The organism is Ruegeria sp. HKCCD6647-2 (assembly GCF_057221075.1).
In genome coordinates this window covers 42,276-61,617 of record NZ_JBWVBD010000005.1, presented here as the reverse complement: position 1 = coordinate 61,617, position 19,342 = coordinate 42,276, and the positions used below count along the sequence as shown (strand labels likewise).

General features: G+C 59.1%; 19 protein-coding genes. 8 read left to right on the top strand and 11 right to left on the bottom strand.

Annotation, left to right across the window (positions count from 1 at the left end):
* The first annotated feature begins 84 nt into the window (after window positions 1–84).
* The 3 genes from AC2TDJ_RS14185 to AC2TDJ_RS14175 all read left to right on the top strand — a co-directional run bounded on the left by AC2TDJ_RS14185 (window position 85) and on the right by AC2TDJ_RS14175 (window position 4,585).
* The gene (locus tag AC2TDJ_RS14185) at window positions 85–1,167 is read left to right on the top strand and encodes a TRAP transporter substrate-binding protein (RefSeq protein ID WP_480843098.1); all 1,083 of its coding nucleotides are present in this window, start codon (window positions 85–87) and stop codon (window positions 1,165–1,167) included.
* A 119-nt stretch (window positions 1,168–1,286) separates the two neighbouring features.
* Entirely contained in the window at window positions 1,287–2,213 is a 927-nt protein-coding gene (locus tag AC2TDJ_RS14180) for a TRAP transporter small permease subunit (RefSeq protein WP_480843097.1), read from the top strand.
* Between the two features lie 17 nt (window positions 2,214–2,230).
* Window positions 2,231–4,585, top strand: coding sequence for a TRAP transporter large permease subunit (locus AC2TDJ_RS14175; protein ID WP_480843096.1), 2,355 nt, complete (start codon window positions 2,231–2,233; stop codon window positions 4,583–4,585).
* Between the two features lie 54 nt (window positions 4,586–4,639).
* Here AC2TDJ_RS14175 and AC2TDJ_RS14170 read toward each other — a convergent pair whose 3' ends face one another.
* The 5 genes from AC2TDJ_RS14170 to AC2TDJ_RS14150 all read right to left on the bottom strand — a co-directional run bounded on the left by AC2TDJ_RS14170 (window position 4,640) and on the right by AC2TDJ_RS14150 (window position 8,468).
* Window positions 4,640–5,992, bottom strand: coding sequence for a dicarboxylate/amino acid:cation symporter (locus AC2TDJ_RS14170; protein WP_480843095.1), 1,353 nt, complete (start codon window positions 5,990–5,992; stop codon window positions 4,640–4,642).
* 259 nt (window positions 5,993–6,251) lie between these two features.
* Window positions 6,252–6,641, bottom strand: a complete 390-nt coding sequence (locus AC2TDJ_RS14165; RefSeq protein WP_480843094.1) for a VOC family protein — start codon at window positions 6,639–6,641, stop codon at window positions 6,252–6,254.
* A gap of 5 nt (window positions 6,642–6,646) precedes the next feature.
* Window positions 6,647–7,471 carry an arginyltransferase gene (locus AC2TDJ_RS14160; protein WP_480843093.1) on the bottom strand — a complete coding sequence of 275 codons (825 nt, stop codon included), beginning with the start codon at window positions 7,469–7,471 and terminating at the stop codon, window positions 6,647–6,649.
* A 76-nt stretch (window positions 7,472–7,547) separates the two neighbouring features.
* The gene (locus AC2TDJ_RS14155; protein WP_480843092.1) at window positions 7,548–7,979 is read right to left on the bottom strand and encodes an RDD family protein; all 432 of its coding nucleotides are present in this window, start codon (window positions 7,977–7,979) and stop codon (window positions 7,548–7,550) included.
* Window positions 7,980–8,045: 66 nt separating this feature from the next.
* A complete protein-coding gene (locus tag AC2TDJ_RS14150) occupies window positions 8,046–8,468 on the bottom strand; it encodes a DUF2852 domain-containing protein (RefSeq protein WP_480843091.1) in 423 nt (140 codons plus the stop codon).
* 113 nt (window positions 8,469–8,581) lie between these two features.
* On the opposite strand from AC2TDJ_RS14150, the gene AC2TDJ_RS14145 reads away from it, so the two are divergent.
* The 5 genes from AC2TDJ_RS14145 to AC2TDJ_RS14125 are packed head-to-tail and all read left to right on the top strand — an operon-like array spanning window position 8,582 to window position 13,866.
* Window positions 8,582–9,010 carry a DUF4440 domain-containing protein gene (locus AC2TDJ_RS14145; RefSeq protein WP_480843090.1) on the top strand — a complete coding sequence of 143 codons (429 nt, stop codon included), beginning with the start codon at window positions 8,582–8,584 and terminating at the stop codon, window positions 9,008–9,010.
* Window positions 9,007–11,796 carry a [protein-PII] uridylyltransferase family protein gene (locus AC2TDJ_RS14140; protein WP_480843089.1) on the top strand — a complete coding sequence of 930 codons (2,790 nt, stop codon included), beginning with the start codon at window positions 9,007–9,009 and terminating at the stop codon, window positions 11,794–11,796. Before AC2TDJ_RS14145 ends, AC2TDJ_RS14140 begins: the two co-directional genes overlap by 4 nt.
* Window positions 11,786–12,058: a hypothetical protein gene (locus AC2TDJ_RS14135; protein ID WP_480843088.1), complete on the top strand. Its 273-nt coding sequence runs from the start codon at window positions 11,786–11,788 to the stop codon at window positions 12,056–12,058. Before AC2TDJ_RS14140 ends, AC2TDJ_RS14135 begins: the two co-directional genes overlap by 11 nt.
* A 42-nt stretch (window positions 12,059–12,100) precedes the next feature.
* Window positions 12,101–13,303 (top strand): RSP_2647 family RNA methyltransferase, encoded by a 1,203-nt coding sequence (locus AC2TDJ_RS14130; RefSeq protein WP_480843087.1) that lies wholly within the window; start codon window positions 12,101–12,103, stop codon window positions 13,301–13,303.
* Complete coding sequence (locus AC2TDJ_RS14125) at window positions 13,300–13,866, top strand: RSP_2648 family PIN domain-containing protein (RefSeq protein ID WP_480843086.1); 567 nt, start codon at window positions 13,300–13,302, stop codon at window positions 13,864–13,866. Before AC2TDJ_RS14130 ends, AC2TDJ_RS14125 begins: the two co-directional genes overlap by 4 nt.
* 45 nt (window positions 13,867–13,911) lie before the next feature.
* Here the strand turns inward: AC2TDJ_RS14125 and AC2TDJ_RS14120 are convergent, their stop codons facing one another.
* The 6 genes from AC2TDJ_RS14120 to AC2TDJ_RS14095 are packed head-to-tail and all read right to left on the bottom strand — an operon-like array spanning window position 13,912 to window position 19,226.
* Window positions 13,912–14,601: a M48 family metallopeptidase gene (locus tag AC2TDJ_RS14120; protein WP_480843085.1), complete on the bottom strand. Its 690-nt coding sequence runs from the start codon at window positions 14,599–14,601 to the stop codon at window positions 13,912–13,914.
* A gap of 39 nt (window positions 14,602–14,640) precedes the next feature.
* Window positions 14,641–16,068 (bottom strand): alkaline phosphatase D family protein, encoded by a 1,428-nt coding sequence (locus AC2TDJ_RS14115; RefSeq protein WP_480843084.1) that lies wholly within the window; start codon window positions 16,066–16,068, stop codon window positions 14,641–14,643.
* A gap of 42 nt (window positions 16,069–16,110) precedes the next feature.
* On the bottom strand, window positions 16,111–17,295 hold the full coding sequence (locus AC2TDJ_RS14110; RefSeq protein WP_480843083.1) for a vWA domain-containing protein: 1,185 nt from the start codon (window positions 17,293–17,295) through the stop codon (window positions 16,111–16,113).
* A gap of 3 nt (window positions 17,296–17,298) precedes the next feature.
* The gene (locus AC2TDJ_RS14105; RefSeq protein WP_480843082.1) at window positions 17,299–17,469 is read right to left on the bottom strand and encodes a hypothetical protein; all 171 of its coding nucleotides are present in this window, start codon (window positions 17,467–17,469) and stop codon (window positions 17,299–17,301) included.
* A gap of 6 nt (window positions 17,470–17,475) precedes the next feature.
* Window positions 17,476–18,840 carry a DUF2927 domain-containing protein gene (locus AC2TDJ_RS14100; protein ID WP_480843081.1) on the bottom strand — a complete coding sequence of 455 codons (1,365 nt, stop codon included), beginning with the start codon at window positions 18,838–18,840 and terminating at the stop codon, window positions 17,476–17,478.
* Complete coding sequence (locus AC2TDJ_RS14095) at window positions 18,837–19,226, bottom strand: N-acetyltransferase family protein (RefSeq protein ID WP_480843660.1); 390 nt, start codon at window positions 19,224–19,226, stop codon at window positions 18,837–18,839. Before AC2TDJ_RS14095 ends, AC2TDJ_RS14100 begins: the two co-directional genes overlap by 4 nt.
* Between the last annotated feature and the right edge of the window lie 116 nt (window positions 19,227–19,342).

Sequence of the window (19,342 nt, the reverse complement as noted above, 5' to 3'; positions counted from 1 at the left end):
TTGAGTGTCATTACGCTGACGCTCATTGGTAACGACTGGCCCGGACAGATCCGGGCTTTGAATATGGAGGGGAGGAACACTCACATGGATCGTCGTTCATTTCTGAAAACTTCTGCGATTGGTGGTTCGGCTGCCGCTGCTGCCACATTGGCGGCACCCGCGTATGCGCAGGGCAATCGTACGCTGACCATGGTAACCTCGTGGGGCCGCGGTCTGGCTGGCGTTTTTGACAGCGCGCAGCGTTGTGCCGACAGCATCAACGCCATGTCGGATGGCAGTCTGACCGTTGATATCAAGGCCGCTGGCGAACTGGTGGGCGCGTTTGAAGTGTTTGATGCCGTGTCCTCGGGTCAGGCCGACATGTATCACGCGGCTGACTACTATTTTGTCGGGCAGCATCCGGGCTATGCGTTCTTTACTGCTGTTCCGTTCGGCATGACCGCGCAGGAGCTGGTCAACTGGTACTACCACGATGGCGGCATGGAACTGCATGACGAGCTTGGTCAGATCTTTGGTCTGAAGTCCTTCATCGCAGGCAACACCGGCGCGCAGGCGGGCGGCTGGTACTCGAAAGAGATCAACAGCCCCGAAGACTTCAATGGCCTGAAATTCCGTATGCCGGGTCTGGGTGGCAAAGCTCTGGGTAAACTGGGTGCGTCCGTGCAGAACATTCCGGGTTCGGAAGTCTATCAGGCGCTGTCGTCCGGCGCGATCGACGGAACCGAGTGGATCGGGCCGTGGGCCGATGAAAAGGCCGGTTTCCAGGAGATCACCAAGACTTACTACACCGCGGGCTTCCATGAGCCGGGCGCGGGTCTGTCGCTGGCGACCAACCGCGACGTGTTCGAAGAACTGACCCCGGCGCAGCAGAAGATCATCGAGATTGCAGCAGCCGAAGCGCACCAGTGGAACCTGGCGCAGTTCCTGGCCAACAACGGTGCAGCCCTGCAGCGTCTTCAGGCCGGTGGCGTGAAAGTTCTGGAGTTCCCTGACAGTGTTTGGGATGCGTTCGGTAAGGCCAGCCAGGAGGTTCTGGACGAGAACATGGGCGACGAGCTGTTCAAGAAGATTCATGACAGCGCCATGTCGTCGATGGCGGCATCCTCGGCCTGGCTAAACTTGTCGTCGGGCGCCTACACTGCACAGCGCGACCGCGTTCGCGGCTAACAACGAAGTATTTAGTCATTTGGTTTCCCCGCAGGCGCGGGGGAACCTTTCCTGTTGCAAATGCGCGGTTTGGACAAACCCGCTATAATCAGCATTGCAACTGAAGAACCGGGGACAACATGCAGGACGATAACGGTATCTCCTTCTTCGGCGCCCTGTGGAACGGACTGGTTTGGTTCGTTCAGAACATCGCCGAAGCTTTCTATAATTTCGGATACGCTATCACGCATCCGCAGCTCTGGCTGAACTGGTCGGACAAAGAAGCTATCATGCGCTTTGTCTACTATGGCGGATCGGTCGAGTTCTTCTTTGTGATTTTCACACTGTTTCTGGTTCTGACCGCGATTGGTCTTTACTACCGGAACTTCATGTGGGGCATGGTGCGTGGCCTCGAAGGGTTCGCCAACACCACCGGGCGCTTCTTTGCCTGGGCTGGATTGCTGATGGTGATCCAGCAGATCGTGATCGTTTTCATGCAACGCGTGTTTGCCCGACCGGACATGTCCTTTGGTTTCGGCATTCCCCTGCAAATGGACATCAGCTGGTATGCCGAGGAGCTGAAACTCTACAACGCCATGGTTGTCTGCCTGTGCTGTACCTATACGTTCGTGCAGGGCGGCCACGTGCGTGTTGACCTAATCTATGCCGGCATCAGCCACCGGGCCAAACGTGTCGTGGACATGCTGGGCGCAGTATTGTTCATGATGCCCATGGCCGTGCTGACCTGGATGTATGGCTGGTATTTCATGTGGCGGCATCTGATCGTGCCCAAACCCTCGGCCAGTGATACGCTGGACCGTTTGGTCATGAAATCCCGCGCGCTGCGCTGGAACGTCGAGACCATCGGGTTCAGCCCCAACGGCTTCAACGGCTATTTCCTGTTCAAGATTCTGCTCGTCGCCTTTGCTGCGATGGTCTTCCTGCATGCAATTGCGTTCCTGTACCGTTCGTATCTGGAATACGTGGAAGGCCCGGAAAGCACTGGAAAATACCTCGACAAGGACAGCCTTGGCGAGGGTGAAGAAGCCTACGAAGGCGCACATTAAGGACGGAGACCAAGACAATGCTATTCGGACTTGATGGCGTCGAGATAGGCCTCATTATCGTATTCTTCTGCCTTTTCGGAGGCATCCTGTCCGGTTTTCCGGTGGCCTTCGCCATCGGCGGTGCCGGAATTATCTCATTCGGGATCATCGCGGCGTTGGACAGTGCCGGGCTGTTGATCCACCAGGCGATCGACACCGGATCGCAAGCCTATCGGGATTTGGTGAATTCCGGGGTCAAACCCGACGTGATATCCGTATTCCGATACCCTGATTTGCCAAGGATAGGCGAGCCTGTCTTTGTCTCGGGCTGGGAAACCGCGCTGGACCGCAACGTCTCGTTCATCGTGAACCGCATGAACGAGCGTGTTCTGGCCGGTCAGTCCATCGAGACCCTGCTGGCGGTGCTGATGTTCGTTCTGATGGGTATCACGCTGGAACGGTCGAAAATCGCGAACGATCTGCTGACCACCATGGCGCGTGTCTTTGGCCCGCTGCCGGGCGGTCTGGCGGTGTCCATCGTGGTTGTCGGCGCGTTCCTTGCAGCCTCGACCGGGATCGTTGGTGCAACCGTTGTGACGATGGGACTGCTGGCTTTGCCGACAATGCTGCGAAACAACTATTCGCCCGAACTGGCGACTGGCGTAATCGCGGCCTCGGGGACGTTGGGGCAGATCATTCCACCGTCTATCGTGATCGTTCTGCTGGGGACGCTGGCCGGTGATCTCTATTCGACCGCTCAGGAAACCCGCGCAGTTGAGGCGGGGTGTACCGATGCGTTGACCTATCTGGGTGAACCCGCAGTGGTTTCGGTTGGCACGTTGTTCCAGGCGGCCTTGCTGCCGGGGATCATGCTGGCCTTGCTCTATGCGCTTTATGCCTTTGGCTACGCTCTGTTGAACCCGGAAAAGGCCCCGGCGGTCGAACTGTCAGGCGGCAGCGGTGAGCCCGTAACGCGCGGTGAAGGCCTGACTTGGTTGCTGGGTGTGCCCGTCGCATTGATCGTTGGTGTCGTTCTGCTGGGCAACGTGGGTGTTGTCGGCAGCCAGAACATATCGGTCTCGACATTTTCCGACGCTTCTCAGAGTGCATCGCTGCGCACCAACGTGTCGGCCGAGTGTCAGGCCTCGATGATCGAATTGCACGGTCAGTCCGCATGGGACCAGGCCGTCGCCGAGCAGGAGGCCATTGATGCAGCAGGCGGTACAACGCAGGCGCAACGCCTGAGTGAAGAGGAACTGGCAGCGGCCCGTGATGCAAAGATCGCGGCAGCGGCGCCAATTGGAACTGGCGTGGCCATCATCGTCGTGCTGCTTGGTCTGACATTGACGCTGGGTCGGGGCATCGCGCCTTCGCGCCCGACGCAGCCGTTGATCCTGGGTGCAATCGGCCTGTTGCTGATGCTGCTGGTGGACGTGCTTCTGATCGCGCCGACGACGTCCTCCGGGCTGACCTTCGTGTTGCTGGCCTTGCCGTTTGCATTGGCAATCTACGGCTGCAAAGAGGCCGCGGCCCGCTGTGCCACGAATGATCTGATCCGCGTCGTCTTTCCGCCGCTGGTTCTGATCATCGCGGTGCTGGGCTCGATCCTTGGCGGGGTAACCAATCCGACACCGGCGGCGGCGTTGGGGGCAGGTGGCGCCATCATGTTGGCGGCTTATCGAAAGCTGCAGGATCAGGAACGATCCGGCAAGGTGATCATCTGGGCGACCTTCGCCGTCATCATTGCATTGCTGATGGGTGTGAACTTTGACCTGCGCATCAACCAGGGTGGCGTGAGCTTTGAGACCTGGGTCGCGTTTGGCATCGCGTATTCGGCCTATCTCTATGCGTTGTTCGGGCTGTTATTCGGTTGCTGGGTCCTGTTCTCCAGCGGGGTTCTGACCCCGGTCGTGCGAGAAACGGCCAAGGTGACCTCGATGGTGTTCACGATCCTGATCGGGTCACAGCTGCTGAACCTTGTGGTGATCTCATTCGGTGGTGAGCACTATATCCAGCAGTTCCTCAAGAGCTTTGACAACGAGTTCACGGTCTTCCTGATCGTGATGCTGGTGTTGTTCATTCTGGGCTTCGTGCTGGATTTCCTCGAGATCATCTACATTGTGATCCCGATCGTGGGTCCGGTGATTTACGGCGGGTCGTTCGACCCGAAATGGGTCACGATCATGGTGGCGGTGAACCTACAGACTTCGTTCCTGACACCACCATTCGGATTCGCACTGTTCTATCTCAGAGGCGTCGCCCCGAAAGAAGTGACGACGGGCCATATCTACCGGGGGATCATTCCGTTCGTGATCATTCAGGTGGTCGGCATCGCGATCCTGTGGTTCTTCCCGACCATCGTGACCATTGTTCCGGACCTGATCCCGAACTAGGCCGATCTGGTTATTCGACAGAAGCGGAGGCCCAATCGGGCCTCCGTATCTGTGTCAGCTTTGCGGATGCGTCAGCCTTGCAAACTCACGCTCGGCTTCCGGGTCGATTTCCAGCGGGTGGACATCGATCGTCCCAGCGTGGGGATTGTCAAAAGTCGCCCGGTTCAGCTTGCCAACCTTTTGTCCAACGATGGTGGTCACGACAGCGTCACCGGTCACGTTCACGACGGTCCGCATCATGTCGACGACCCGGTCGACGGCCAGAATGATCCCGATCCCCTCAAGCGGCATACCCAACTGATTCAGAACCATCGCCAGCATCACGATGCCGACGCCCGGAACTCCGGCCGTGCCAATCGATGCCAGGACCGAGATCGAAATGACGGTCAGATAGCCGCCCAGGCCCAGATCGATGCCATAGGCATTGGCCAGGAACACCGTCGCCACGCCATGCATGATCGCGGTACCGTCCATATTGATCGTAGCGCCCAACGGGATACCGAACGAGGCGACCGAGCGGTCGACGCCGATCCGTTGCGTAACGCATTGCATGCTGGCCGGAATCGTTGCGTTCGAGCTGGACGTCGAAAACGCAAAAACCTGGGCCGAACGGATTTTGCTCAGGAACACACGCGGGCTTAACCCCGTGGTGAAATACAACAAGGCCATCAGGGTTACGCACAGGTGGAACACCAGTGTCAGGCTGATCGTGGTCAAATACCCGATGACCGGCGCGAACAGGCTGAACCCTTCAAGAGCAAACGTCCGCGCGATCAGGCTGAAGACGCCGATTGGGGCGAAAGCCATGACAATGCTTACGATTTTCATGGCAAGCTCGTTCATGAACTCGCAACCTTCGACAAAACTCTTGGCGCGGGTCCCCATCATCAAAACCGCAACCCCAACGATCATCGTGTAAAAGATGATCTGCAACATCTCACCATTGGCCAGCGCGTTGATCGGGTTCTTGGGTACGATATTGGCCAGAATGTCCCAGACATTCTGCTGGGCAGAGACGTCAGGGGACTGCCCAATCAACTGCAAACTGCCCAGGCCGCTACCAGGCCCGATGAGGCCCGCGAAGATCAGCGCGGTCGTGACCGCAAGTGCCGTTGTTGCGACGTAGATCAGAAAGGTGAGACCCCCGATGCGGCCCAGCACACGGACATCACCGATCCCGACAACGCCACATAACAGCGAAAACACAACCAAGGGCACAACAAGCATCTGCAGTGCGTTCAGAAACATCTGCCCGATCATTGCGAACAACCCGTTGGCAAGGGTCTGTTGCAGTCCGGGCATGTTGATCACATTCAATCCCAGACCCACAACCATGCCGAAGGCCAGAGCGATGAGTATCTGAGTCGTCAAATTGGCCGATAATAGCCGTCGCGTGGCGTTAACCATTTTCTCCTCCATCAGAACCAAGTCAGCAAAGCGGGAGGTCTTTGCTGCAAACAAAAGTCAGAGCCTGCCTGTCCGGGCGCGGCAGTGGTTTCTTGAAATTTCGCGCGTTAAAGCGTTCGGAGGTATCTGGTGACGCTGCGTCAATATTCAACTGCTGAAATTTTAATCGCAGTGATTAAAATTGTCGCATGAGCGATCAGGGGTGACTGGAATTATCCGCAAAACCAGATAAGTGAAACTTTTTCAAACGCTTAAATGACTACCTGAACTGGATGAGATCCCAGCGATTTCCGAAGGGATCCTGCCACACCGCGACGATTCCATAGGGTTCGAAACGGGGTTCTTCTTCAAAAACGACCCCGGCGCCCAGCATCGCAGCGTGGTCTCGATGAAAGTCGTCGGTCTGTAAGAATAATCCGACGCGCCCGCCGGCTTGGTTGCCGATTGCGGCCTTCTGACCCGCACCTTCGGCTTTGGCCAGCAGCAGGGACGCGCCGTCCGACCCCGGCGGTGTGACGCGCACCCAGCGTTTGCCATCGCCAAGGTCGACGTCCTGCGTCAGTGAAAAACTGAGGGTCTGAGTATAGAACGCAATCGCAGCGTCATAATCGGGCACCACAAGGGTGACCGCGTGCAGGCTTTGACGCATGTCGCTTATCCTTTGGTCGGTCGTCTGTCAGGCAGCTGGATGCCGGCGACCTGTTCCGCAATGGGCTGGGTGGACAACGGGTGATGGGTGATATCGGCCAACTCGTCAGGATTGCTGACCGGACGCCACTCGTTATTCATATAGACTTCGAGGCCAGCGAACTTGGCTTTGTAGCCCATCTTGGGGCTTCCGGGCACCCAATAGCCCAGATAGATATAGGGCAGGCCGGCCTCACGCGCGATGTCGATATGATCGAGTATCATATAGGTGCCCAGCGAGTTTTGTTGCAACGCGGGATCGTAGAATGAATAGACCATGCTGAGACCGTCATCCAGCACGTCGGTGAGGCTGACGGCGATCAGGTTTCCGGTGTCCGGATCGGCATATTCGACCACCCGACTGCGGATCGGCGTTTCTTCGATCATGGCCGCAAATTCGAACACATCCATATCGGCCATACCGCCATCGGCGTGACGCTCATCCAGGTAGCGGCGGAACAGGTCGAACTGTTCGTCCGTGGCCCAGGGCGAGGTCGCGCGCCGTTCCAGATAGGAGTTGCGTTTTGCTGCCCGCTTCTGGCTTTTGTTCGGTCGGAATTTCGAAACGTCCAGACGCGCGGACAGGCAGGCGGAGCATTCGCTGCACGACGGCCGGTACAGCACGTTCTGGGATCGGCGAAACCCTTGTTGCGAAAGGGAATTATTAAGCTGATCAGCGCCGTCACCCTGAAGTGCCGTGAACAGCTTTCGCTCCATCCTGCCCTCAAGGTAAGGGCAGGGCTGGGGTGCCGTCACATAGAATTGTGGCGCTATTGGCAGCGTATGTCGCATGTAGGTCCCGTGTTTCCTGCAACAGGATGATAACAACGGTTCCGAGACCCGCCAAGTGATTCACGCACCCGAATGATCAGGCGCGCTGGTTCAGCATTACCGTTCCAAGGAAGGCGTCGGTCAATCCCTGACAGCGTGCGCTTGTCAACATCATGATGACCGAAATGATCTGGATGACCGGAAACGCCATGCTGACGAAGTAGCCGGCGGTGTGGGCGACGGCCTTGCCCGTATCCAATCGCTCACCAAAGGCGTCGCGCAGCTCGATGCCCATGAAACGCATGCCCAGCGTTGCCGACGCATTTGAGATGGTAACGACACGGTAGACAAAGCTGATGACCGCGTAGATCAGCGCCAGAAAGAACAGGCCTAGAAATGCGGTGAACAGGATCGCCACTGTACACAGCAGCGAGATGAAAGCGATGTCGAAAAGCCACGCGACAAACCGTTTTGTCGGCACGGATTGGTAGAATTCTGGCTGACTGTCGGGGTCGGGCAGGTGAGTCATTTCTGGTTTTCCGGATAAACAACTAGGGTCACCCTGTCCCGAAATGCGGGACAGGGCAAGCCGGTATCAGGCGCGCTCGCCGTCTTCGGCGTCGTCGTGGTTTTCGCGGGCGCGTTCTTCCATAAACTGGTCGAACTCGGCCTTGTCCTTGGCCTCGCGCAAGCGGTGCAGGAAGGCTTCGAACTCTTGCTGTTCGCGTTCAAGCCGTGCCAGAGTATCGGCCTTGTAGGCGTCGAAGGCGGTGTTGCCCGACGGTTTCATGGCGCTCATATGGCTTTGCCAGGATTTGCGGCGGCTGCAGGATTTGCTGAACATACGCTTGCTCCAGATCATATAGGCCAGAAAGGCAAGGCCGATGGGCCAGAAGAAGATAAAGCCAAGGACCATGGCGGCGATCCAGGCACCTTTGCCTTTGCTGTCAAGCCAGGCTTCGGCACGATGCAGCCATCCCGGATTTGCAGGGACGGCGGTGTCGGACAATGCGGTCATTTGGGGTCTCCGGGTTGATGTAAATTGTTTTCACATTGACAAGATGGGGCGAGTGGAGCGCCGTTGCAAGGGGTAATGTGAAAAAGATTTACATTTCCTGTTGTCACACTTGAATGGTTGACGCCATGCGGGATCGCGCGCAGGTTCCGCTTATGCAAAATACCGAAAACACGACGTCTCCGACACTTGATGAAATCCTGGTTTTGGAAAAGCAGGTCTGGGCTGCCTTGGTAGATGGCAACGCTCAGGCGGACCGGGCGCTGCTCAGCGCGGATTTCCTGGGTGTCTATCCAACCGGATTTGCCAATCGCGATGACCATGTGGGCCAATTCGCGGACGCGCCGACTATGGCGAAATTCGATCTCAGCGAGGTCAAGTTGCGGGCTCTGACGTCCGATGTCGTTCTACTGTCTTATCGCGCGGATTACCTCCGCCCCGGCGCGACCGAGTGGGACGCGATGCTGATTTCGTCCCTTTGGGAACGGCGTCACGATGTCTGGGTCAACAGTTTCAGTCAGGACACGCCGCTGGAGTCGAAATGAGCGGACCCCTAGCCATTCACCGCTGTCCGCGTGCCTTTGATCCGTCGCTTGGGGAAGAGACGCGCACGTTGATCCCCGATCTCGCGCCAGACCACGCCGAGCTGATTGTCGGAACTGCCGGGTCCAGCCCGTATCTCAATGGTTTGATTGACCGCGAGCGGGATTGGTTGCCCGAGGCGCTGCATCAACCGGATCAGGCTTTGGTGGATGTGATGCAGGCCGCGAGGGCCTTGCCGCCGGATCAATTGAAGCCAGGCTTGCGGCAGGCCAAACGGCGGCTGGCCTTGTTGACCGCTTTGGCGGATCTAGCGGGCGCTTGGCCGTTGGAAAAGGTAACGGCGGCGCTGACCGATTTCGGTGCATTGGCGGCAGATGTCGCGGCCAAAGCCGAAGTCGCTGCGCTGATCCGGCGCGTCAAGTTGCCGGGAATGACCGAGGATGATGTGGAGACCGCCGCCGGGTTGATCATTCTGGCAATGGGCAAGATGGGCGCGCATGAGCTGAATTACAGCTCGGATATCGATCTGATCGTTCTGTTTGACGAGACGCGGTTCGATCCGGAAGACTTTTATGACGCAAGGCAAGGCATGGTCCGGGCTACGCGGAATTTCTGTGCGACGCTCAGCGACAAGACGGCCGATGGCTATGTCTTTCGGACCGATCTGCGCTTGCGCCCTGACCCCGCTGTGACCCCGGTTTGCATGGCGGCAGAGGCGGCTGAGCGCTACTACGAAAGCCTTGGTCGCACGTGGGAAAGGGCTGCCTATATCAAGGCGCGACCCTGCGCAGGGGACATTGCCGCAGGGCAACGGTTCTTGGACGCTCTGCGCCCCTTTGTCTGGCGGCGACATCTGGATTTTGCCGCGATTCAGGACGCTCATGACATGCGACTGCGTATTCGTGAGAACAAAGGTACGGGCGGTACTTTGTCAATTCCCGGCCACGATATGAAACTGGGGCAGGGCGGTATCCGTGAAATCGAGTTCTTTACCCAGACCCGGCAATTGATCGCCGGGGGGCGTGACACCGATCTGCGCGTGCGCGGAACCGTGGCGGGTCTGGCCGCGCTGGCCGCGAAAGACTGGATCCCACAGGACGTTGCGGACAAGCTGACAGACCACTACCGGGCGCACCGGGAAGTCGAGCATCGCATTCAGATGGTCCACGATGCGCAGACACACAAAATCCCGCAATCAGAGGACGGGATCGAACGGGTGGCGTGCCTGATGGGGATCAGCAGTGCCGACCTGACCAGCAATCTGACCCGCCGTCTGATCGAAGTGCATGATCTGACCGAAGGCTTTTTTGCCCCCGGTCCCTCTGCTGCGCCTGCCCCGGTACAGGAGGTTTCTTTCGATCAGAATGTGCTGGCACGCTGGCCCACATATCCGGCGCTCCGTTCGCAGCGCGGGGCAAGGATCTTTGAACGCCTCAAACCCGAAATCTTGTCGCGGCTTGCCAAAACGGCGCAACCGGATGAAGCGCTGCAGGCGCTTGACGGGTTTCTTGCTGGTCTCCCCGCCGGAGTACAGCTGTTTTCCCTGTTCGAGGCCAACCGGCAGCTGATTGATCTGCTGATAGACATCGTTGGTACTTCGCACGCTCTGGCCACGCATCTGTCGCGAAACGCCTCGGTTTTCGACGCTGTGATTGGTGGCAGTTTCTTTGTCGACTGGCCCGGGCGCGATTCTTTGCAGGCCGATTTATGTCAGGCTCTGAGCGCGGAAACCGACTATGAATCGCAATTGGATGTGGCCCGGCGCTGGTGCAAGGAATGGCATTTCCGCGTCGGCGTTCACCACTTGCGCGGCCTGATCGACGGCGCGCAAGCGGGGCGTCAATATGCCGAACTCGCCAGTGCAGTGATCGCTGCGATTCTGCCCTGCGTGACCGAGCAGTTTGCCGGCAAACATGGCCCGGCGCCGGGGCGTGGCGCTGCTGTTCTGGGCATGGGTTCGCTGGGGGCAGGTCGGATCAATTCGCAATCCGATCTGGATATGATCGTGATCTATGACCCGATGGACCAGGATATGTCGGATGGCCCGCGCCCCTTGGCCACGCGAACCTATTACGCCCGCTTTACACAGGCGCTGATCACGGCCCTGTCGGCACCGATGTCTCAGGGCCGGCTTTATGAGGTCGATATGCGCCTGCGCCCGTCAGGAAATCAGGGCCCGGTCGCGACCAGTTGGGTCAGTTTCACCAACTATCAGCAGAACGAGGCCTGGGTATGGGAACATCTTGCCCTGACACGAGCGCATGTGGTCGCGGGGGATGTCGGGTTGGGCGAAGACATCGAAGCTTTCCGCGCTGATTTCCTGTCGCGTCCGCGCGACCGGGCGAAAGTGCTGAGAGAAGTGGCCGAGATGCGCGCCCGGCTGGCGGCGGCAAAAGCACCGGCAGGTGTTTGGGATGCCAAGAATGGCCCTGGCCGCATGATGGATATTGAGCTGATCGCCGAAACCGGCGCCCTGCTGTCGGGCACGCCCCGGCGGGATGTGCATTCCGGTTTGGATGGCGCCGTCGCAGCCGAATTATTGGATGTCGCACAAGCGCAAACCCTGAAAGACTGTTACGACCTATGCTGGTCCGTGCAATGCGCGGCGCGGCTATTGTCCGGCAAGGTGATCGAAGCCGACAGAATCGGCGAGGGCGGGGCGTCCTTTTTGTGCCGGGCCACTGGTTTTGAGCGGGTCGAGCAGCTACAGGCCGCGCTACAGGAGAGTTACACCACTGCCGCCGAACTGATCGGTGGCGTCGTCGAGGAGGGCAATGATGGCGCGTAGTGATGATCCCAATGATCCCAAAGGTTTGATCCGGGAAGCCTATCGCATTGAAGGTATCGCCTTGCCCGAATGCCGCAGCATCTTTCTGGATTGGGCTCTTGGCCTGCCCGCAGAGTGCGACCAGAAAAAGGCCCTGACCGAATTGCACGCGGTTTATTCCGCACAGGATGCGGACCATCCGATGACTCAGGTTCTGCGCGATGGGCTTGAGACGGCCGAAGCCCCGAAACGACGCGGCGGTTGGCGCAAGCGGCCGCGCTGACAAGGTCTTTCCCCGCGCTGCATTCGCGATTAAGAGGGCGCCATGATCCAACCTGCCGACCGCCCCCGTATCCGCCTGAAACCCAAAGCCAATGCGCGCGGTCTGCGCCACGGGTTCCCATGGGTTTATGCCAACGATATCGTCACCGACCGTCGGACGCGAAAGATTGCGGCCGGCGCTTTGGCCGTGCTGGAAGACGACAAACGCGCGCCCATCGCCCTGGTGGCAGTTAACCCGACCTCGAAGATCATGTGCCGCGTGCTGGATCGGGACATTGACGCAGATCTAAACGCGGATTGGTTCGAGACCCGCCTGCGTCGGGCGTTGGAGATGCGCGAGCGCCTGTTCGATGCACCGTATTACCGGCTGATCCATGCCGAGGCTGATGGTTTTCCCGGTGTCGTCATCGACCGTTTTGGCGACTCTTGCGTGATCCAGCCCAACGCTGCCTGGGCCGAAGCGCATCTGGAGAAGCTGGCGGAAGCTCTTGCCGCGGTTGCGGGCGTGACAACCATTCTGAAGAACGCGTCGGGCCGCACTCGCGGGTTGGAGGGGCTGGACGACGAGAACATGACTTTGCGCGGTTTTGCACCGGACAAACCTCTGCCTGTGCCGATGAACGGTGCCACCTACATGGCTGACCTGACCGGAGGCCAAAAGACCGGCTTGTTCTACGACCAGCGCCCAAACCACGCTTTTGCGGCGCAGTTGGTTCAGCCAGAAGCACATGTTCTGGACGTGTTCAGCCATGTGGGTGGCTTCGGACTGGCCATGCTGGCTGGTGGAGCCGGGCGGGCATTGTCAGTGGATGGATCTGCCGCTGCGCTGGAACTGGCGACAAAAGGGGCCGAAGCCTCGGGTTTTTCGGATCGGTTCCAGACCCGCCAGGGCGACGCATTCGAGGTTTTGACAAAGCTGGGCGACGAGGGCGCGCAATTCGACGTCGTCATCTGCGATCCGCCAGCGTTTGCCCCGTCCAAGCAGGCGCTTGACGCCGGGCTCCGCGCCTATGAGCGTGTTGCCCGTCTGGCCGCGCCACTTGTCAAGCAAGGCGGCTACCTCGGCTTGTGCTCATGCTCGCACGCTGCCGATCTGGGCCGGTTCCGGGACGCATCCTCGCGCGGGATCGGGCGGGCAGGACGGCAGGCACAACTGATCCATACGGGCTTCGCCGGCCCGGATCATCCGCAATTGCCGCAACTGGCCGAAAGCGGGTACCTCAAGGCTGTGTTCTACCGGCTATGAAGGCGGTACTGGACACCTGCGTGATCTACCCAACCGTGATGCGGGAATTGTTACTTGGTGCGGCCGAACTGGGCCATTTCACTCCAATTTGGTCAGGCCGCATTCTCGAGGAATGGGCCCGCGCCGCGCGAAAGATCGGCCCCGAGGGCGAGGCGCAGGCCCGCGCCGAAATCGCGCTGACTCAGGCGCGATGGCCGAACGCGGAACAGAATGTTCCGACCGGTCTGGAACACAGGCTCTGGCTTCCGGACAGCGCCGATATTCACGTGCTGGCGACCGCTATCGGATCATCTTCAGACCTGATCATCACGATGAATGCCAAGGATTTTCCTCGGAACGTCCTGGCCGAGGAAGGGCTTGACCGCCGCGATCCCGACGGTTTTTTGCATGAGTTTTGGCTGACCGATCCGGATGGAATTTCCGCGATTGCACGCCGGGTTCTGGCAGAAGCCAACCGACTGTCCGGTGTTCAATGGACATTGCGGAGCCTGATGAAAAAAGCCCGTCTGCCCCGTCTGGGCAAAGGCTTGGACACGCATTCCGGATCCTCTTCATCTGGCTGAAAATATCCCGGGGAGCGCGAGGGGCTGGCCCCTCGCTGCCGCTTGTCACTCACCAGAACTCCACCGTTGTTCCAACGCTTCCAACGCCGCTACCCGCTCATCTGTTTTTGGATGGCTCATAAGCCAGGCCGGAACAACACCCGCACGTTGCTGCGTCAGATCCTCGAGCTTGTGGAACAGTGATTTCTGCGGCCCAATCCCGATACCTGCCTTGGTCAGCAATGCGGCGGCATATTCATCCGCCTCGTATTCATCGGCACGGGACAGGCGCGAGGCGAGCAGGGCGGTCAGGGCATTTGCGATCCACGCGCCGACAAACGGGATAAAACGGTTCAAAACCATCATCAGGGCGGCCCGCATGGCATTCTGACCCGAGAAATCGATCATCCGCCGCCGGGCATGTCCCAGCGCGACATGGCCAAGCTCGTGCGCGATCACGCTGGCCATTTCCTCGGCCGAGACCTCTCCGTTGCAGAACTTTCGATAGAACCCGCGCGTGATGAAGATCCGCCCGTCCGGAGCGGCCAACCCGTTCACCGGATCGATTTCGTAGATATAGACCGGCACACGCTCGACCCCGAGCGCAACGGCCAGTCGGTCGGTCATGCGTTTGAGCACCGGATCGGCCAGTTCCGTCGACTTGGCATCCAGCTCGCGATGCGTGCGCCAGACGGAAATCCGGTACATTACAACGGCATAGGCGATTGCCAGCAGAATTGGCGTGAGGCGCAGCATATCCCAGATATGGGCCAGTGCATCAAGGCTGGCAAGGGGTCACAGCGGCAGCGGGTCAGACAGACCAGAGTCCTCAAAGTTCCACTGCGCCGACCACTGGCCATTGGTTCCTTGAAGGATCAGATAGTTGCGCTCGGCGATATAACGCATTTGCTGACCGGGAATGCGGCGAATGCGGATCGGATGACCAGGCAACGGTGTTTCCCCGATCGTCGCCAGCGCACCCAACACCCGTGCCCAGGCACGCGGCGGAGCGCGATGCGTGATCCCGGAGGCGACCAGCTGATGCAGGGTTTTGTCTTGTTCGAGCTTCATTTCACCTCGCGTGGCGAGATGGATTTCCCCGGAAATGACCGTCACATCCTGGTCGCGGTGCGCGGCAATACGCTGCGTCAGCTCCAGCATATGGGCCCACGAATCCCGATGCGCCCGGCTTTGCCATTGGTCCCGCAAATCATCCTCGTATTTCTGCATTCGCGGCGTCAACACCATCAGCAGTTCAAGCAGCGACAGCCTTGGCCCCAACAAGGGAACACTGGACATGACCAAAGTGCGCCCGGGCGACGGTTGCACAGCCAAATCTTCCATCATCTGCCAACCGCGCTTGCCCATCACTTCCCGACGCGTGCGTTCGGACCGCAAATCCGGCCCGATCAGACGCAAACCCGGGGTCTGTACCGACCAGCCCAGATGCAGGCCGGACGAGTCTGCAAAGCGGGCGGGCAGATCGCCATCAACGGTTGCATGCTGAAACAACAAAGCTGCCTCGCGCGCGACATCGAACAGGGCCTGACCAATTGGGGAATACGTCCGCGATCTCCGCAGTGACCCCCAACCGTCGCAGATATCATGGTCGTCCCATTGCATCAGCGAAGGAACCCGGGCCAACAGATGGGCCACGTCCGGTGCAGCATAATTGGCAAGATAGCGTCGCAGAAAGCCTTCTCGCAGATGCTCTCGAAGGTCGAGAAGATCGGCACGCGATGGATCAAGGGGCAAGCGGTCCGGCCAGCCGTCACAGAGCGGGTGGCCATCGGTGACCTCATCCGCATAGATCTGATCGCCACCGTGCAGCAGAAGGGCGAACGGGGCGCTGTCATGTTGCCTTGCCATGCGTGCCCACATGGCGTTGCGCTCAGCGCCGTCGCGCGCCATGTCTCCATGCTCCTCACCGTTGCAGGAGACATAGGCAAGGCGCAGGTCTTCCGTCAGTCCGGCCACTGAATACTCGGTGTCATTCCAGCGGTAAGAGGACGGCTTGTCGGCCGGCAAGGAGAAGCGGCCGCGGTATACGTCGTGTTTGGCGTACTCAGCCAAAAGTTGTGGCGAGACATCATGCTCCGACGTCGAAACCCGTTCCGGCCGTGTACCCTTTTTAGTGATGAAGATGGCCGCAAGGTGCATCCGCCCGTCGCGTATGTCATCAAGGATCAGGATCGGGCCGGTAATTGGATTTTCACTGCTCATATTGACCACCGACCTATGCGGGACTGAAGTCACCTTCAAGGGTCAGCGTGTCAGTTCTCGCATACCCTGTTCCAGCCCTGCGAGGGTCATCGGAACCATGCGGTCTTCGAAAATTTCTTGGATCATGCCGATGGAATGGGTGTATTCCCAGTATTTTTCGGGCACGGGGTTGATCCAAAGGTTCGAGGCCCACTGCTCGCGTGCACGTTGTAGCCAGACCTGCCCGGCCTCCTGGTTCCAGTGCTCGTTGGCACCGCCGGGATAGGCGATTTCATAGGGGCTCATCGAGGCGTCGCCGACGAAGATGCACTTGTAGTCACCGCCATATGTGCGCAGGACTTCATGCGTCGGGGTTTGTTGGTCCCAGCGGCGGCGGTTGTCGCGCCAAACGCCCTCGTACAGGCAATTGTGGAAGTAGTAGTATTCCAGGTGCTTGAACTCGGACCGGGCTGCTGAAAACAGTTCTTCGACAACCTTGATATGCGGGTCCATCGACCCGCCGACGTCGAGGAACAGCAACACCTTGACCGCGTTGTGGCGCTCGGGGCGGGTCTTGACGTCCAGATAGCCGTGTTCGGCTGTCGCGCGGATCGTTCCGTCCAGATCCAACTCGTCTGCTGCACCTTCGCGTGCCCAGCGGCGCAGGCGTTTGAGGGCGACCTTGATGTTGCGTGTCCCCAATTCGACCGTGTCGTCGAGATTCCTGAATTCACGCTTGTCCCAAACTTTGACCGCACGTTGATGGCGGCTTTCCTTCTGGCCGATGCGGATACCCTCGGGGTTGTAGCCATAGGCGCCGAACGGGGAGGTTCCGGCCGTACCGATCCATTTGTTGCCACCCTGATGACGACCCTGTTGCTGGCTCAGGCGTTCGCGCAAGGTTTCCATCAGCTTCTCAAAACCGCCCAAAGCTTCGATCTCGGCTTTTTCTTCGTCGGACAGATGCTTTTCGGCCATCTTAGCCAGCCAGTCGGCGGGAATGTCGACAGATTCCAGAACCTGTTCGAAACTGATCTGATCCAACCCCTCGAAACTGGTGGCAAAGGCGCGGTCGAACTTGTCGATATTGCGCTCGTCTTTCACCATCGACACGCGGGCAAGGTAGTAGAAAGCTTCGACATCATAAGTGGCCAGCCCCTTTTTCATTCCCTCAAGAAAAGTCAGGTATTCCCGCAGGGATACGGGAATGCCGGCCTTTCGAAGGTTTTCGAAAAAGGGCAGAAACATGGGTCAGGCCACCAGTCTCACCAGGATCAGCGACAGGATCAGCCCGACCAGCGCAAACGCGATGCCGTAGCCGGCGGCATATTGTGCCATGTCTGCGCCGCTGCCATTGCGTTTGCGGGCGGTCATGGCACCCAGAACTGCCCCCAAGATCGCCATTCCCAATACCACTAACATGCGCCGTTACCCATTTGTGTTGCCGGCAGTCCCCTGGGCGATATCCTGTGTCACCGAGCGCACTACCACGTCCGAGCCGAACCCGTAGCGTGCCCATCCGATACTGTCCACCCTGACCGCGCGTGCCTGATCGGTGCGCCCGGCCTGACGCAGCGCTTCGGATTTCAACAGCAATAGCGTTGCCAGCAATGCGGCATTCTCGGCCTGCATCATCACATCTATTGCGTCGTCGATTTCGGGCAAGGCATTCGGGCCCTGACCCTTCGCCAGGGCAAATGCGGCTGTTTGCGCGGTGATGTGGGCGCGATGCACCTCGGTTCCCGGTGTGGCTTTCAGGAATTGCAGTGCAATCTGGTATTCACGCTGTGCCGCTTCGGGGTCGTCGAATTGCTTCATGCGGCCCAAAAGATAGTGGGGGTAGGCGCGGCGGTGATCGGTCCAGCCTTGCTCCCGTCCGATCCGGGCGGCCTCCTGGGCAGAGCGCAATCGCCGGGCGTCCGTTGCGTTGGGGCCCAACGCACGTTCAACGGCGTTGATCCACGCGCGCAGCGTTTCAGAGACCGACTGGGCGGGTATTCTGTCGCCACGCGGATTCAGGCGGCTGAGCACGCCGGGTAATGCTTGTGCGACCTGTTCGCGGGTCATGCCGTTGCGCAGTTCGGGCGCGTAGGCCGTGCGCAGGATCAGCATATCAAAGCCGGTCAGAACAGTGTGAAAATTGTCGTCGTTGAACACCGAATCCGGCAGGTGATACAAGTCGTTCAAGGGACCAAGGGCCTGGGCCAGTTCTTCGTGCAGGCAGTCGCGTATTTCCTGTGGACTGGCGTCGTAGGGGATGAAAATGCCAAGACGCTCGCGGTTGCGTAATTCACTCCAGCTGCTTTTCTTCTTGCGCCGGTCGCGCTTGTATTCCTCCAGGCTCGAGGAATTTGGAACGACGAAACACGCTGCTTGCGGCAGCACGCGGTGAATCTGCTTCTGGCTGACCGCTTCGATTGTTATGTTGGCCTGTCCATCAGATATCTGACGAATATCCAGACCCGCCTCACGTTGGATACGTGCAAGCAATCGGGTCAGGTCCGTCTGCATGGAAGAGGTCGGAGTGCCGGTCAGACGAACCGTGATCGGGCCTTCGAACCGGGTGAAAACCGGTAAGGGTGCGCCGCTTTCCAATGCGAAATGCAGGGCCAGAAAGTCCGCGGCGATATTTGCGTTCGACCGGGATGGCGGGGAAGGGCGAGTGGCCGCAAAGGATTTGCTCGGCGGAAGGGAGGCTTCGATGACTTGCACGCGTGTCGGCTGATCGACAGGCCCGACGCCTGTACACCCGGCCAGAACGACCAAGAGACAGAATGCCCCCAATCGCCTCATGGGCGGTTGTACCGGATAAAGGGTGTCTGTTTACCGATGCGGTCATACAGCTTGCGGGCCGTATGGTTGAATTCCTGCGTCAACCAGTAGACTGCAGGTGAACCCTGGCGATCTGCCTCGGTATAGACGGCCTCGATCAACGCGCGGCCGACGCCTTTGCCGCGCGCCTCGGGTCGCGCAAAAAGGTCCTGCAGATAGCAGGTGTTCTCGACCTTCCAGGCGTGGCGATGAAACAGGTAGTGTGTCAGGCCAACCAGTTGTCCGTCGATCTCGGCCACAAAGCACGAGAAATCCTGCGGGTCATCGCCCAACAGCCGGCTGAAGGTCGTGTCATAAACGACGTCCGGTACGGTGGTTTCGTAAAAAGCCAGATAATCATGCCACATGGCGGACCATTCACTGCGGTCCTCGCTGCGCAAGGGGCGGATCGACAGAGCGTCGGGCAAAGCGGGCGTCCTTTCCTGCCGGGCAGTCGGGCGCCGAGCGGTGGCAAGCCCTGATT